The organism is Achromobacter sp. 1011811831, assembly GCF_059760905.1.
The window spans coordinates 1-1,782 of record NZ_JCBANG010000187.1; the positions used below are offsets into that span (position 1 = coordinate 1).

A 1,782-nucleotide genomic window follows, 5' to 3' on the forward strand; every position below is an offset into this window, starting at 1 on the left:
GGATGTGCACCGGCGCGTTCGCGCCCAGCAGGAACGGACCCACCGCCACGTTGCCGCCGGCCGCCGTCTTGAGCAGGTTGTAGGCGATGTTGCCCGAGTCCACGTTCGGGCACACCAGCAGGTTGGCATCGCCCTTGAGCGTGGACGAAGGCAGGATGCGCATCCGCAGCGCCCCGTCCAGCGCGCAGTCGCCGTGCATCTCGCCGTCGATCTCCAGGTCCGGATCCGCCTGGCGCACCAGCTCCAGCGCGCGGCGCATCTTCGCGCCCGAGGCCGAGCTGCCCGAGCCGAAGTTCGAGCGCGACAGCAGCGCCGCCTTGGGCGCAAGGTTCATGCGGCGCATCTGCCGGGCCGCGGCGACGGTGAACTCGGCGATCTGCTCGGCCGTGGGTTCATCGTTGACGTGCGTGTCCACCAGCACCACCGTGCGCTCGTTCAGCAGCAGGATGTTCATGGCGGCATAGACGTTGTGCCCGGGACGCCGGCCGATGACCTCGTCGACGAAGCGCAGATGGTCGTGATAGGCGCCCACCGAGCCGCAGACCATGCCGTCGGCGTCGCCCAGGTGCACCATCATCGCGCCGATCAGCGTCATGCGGCGGCGCATTTCCACGCGCGCCATCTCCTTGGTGATGCCGCGGCGGCACATCAGCTCCCAGTACGTGGTCCAGTACTGATGGAAGCGTTCGTCGTATTCCGGGTTGGTGACTTCCACGTCCTCGCCCAGGCGCAGGCGCAGGCCCAGCTTTTCGATGCGGGTCAGCAGCACCGACGGCCTGCCCACCAGGATCGGACGCGCCAGGCCTTCGTCCACCACCACCTGCACGGCGCGCAGCACGCGCTCGTCCTCGCCTTCGGAGAACACGATGCGCGCCGGGCCGCCCTCGCGCACGATGCGCTTGGCCGCCGAGAACAGCGGCTTCATGAAGGCGCCCGAGTGGTACACGAACTGCTGCAGCTGTTCCTCGTACGCTTCCAGGTCCGCCAGCGGACGCGTCGCCACCCCGCCTTCCATCGCCGCCTTGGCCACCGCCGGCGCGATCCGCACGATCAGGCGCGGGTCGAACGGCTTCGGAATCAGGTAATCCGCGCCGAACGAGATGTCATACGTGCCATAGGCCGCCGCCACCACTTCGTTCTGCTCTTCCTCGGCCAGCTCCGCGATCGCGTACACCGCCGCCTTTTCCATCTCGCGCGTGATCGTCGTCGCGCCCACGTCCAGCGCACCCCGGAAAATGTACGGGAAGCACAGCACGTTGTTCACCTGGTTCGGATAGTCCGAGCGACCCGTGGCCATCACCACGTCGTCGCGCACCCCGTGCGCCACCTCCGGCAGAATCTCCGGCGTCGGGTTGGCCAGCGCCAGGATCAGCGGCCGAGTACCCATCGCCGCCACCATCTCCGGCTTGAGCACGCCCCCGGCCGACAGACCCAGGAACACGTCCGCCCCCTCGATCACCTCGGCCAGCTTGCGCGCGTCCGTCTTCTGCGCGAAACGCGCCTTGTCCGGATCCATCAGCGTCGTGCGGCCCTCGTACACCACCCCTTCGATGTCCGTGACCCAGATGTTCTCCAGCGGCAGGCCCAGGTCCACCATCAGGTCCAGGCACGCCAGCGCCGCCGCGCCCGCGCCCGAGGTCACCACCTTCACCTGGTCGATCTGCTTGCCCACCACCTTCAGGCCATTGATGAACGCCGCCGACACGCAGATCGCCGTGCCATGCTGGTCGTCGTGGAACACCGGGATCTTCATCCGCTCGCGCAGCTTGCGCTCGACCGTGA

General features: G+C 68.1%; 1 protein-coding gene. It reads right to left on the bottom strand.

Going from position 1 to position 1,782, the window contains the following annotated elements; genetic code table 11:
* On the bottom strand, positions 1-1,782 hold a 1,782-nt coding region (locus AC6LJ9_RS30480), incomplete at both ends, for an NADP-dependent malic enzyme (protein WP_498150433.1).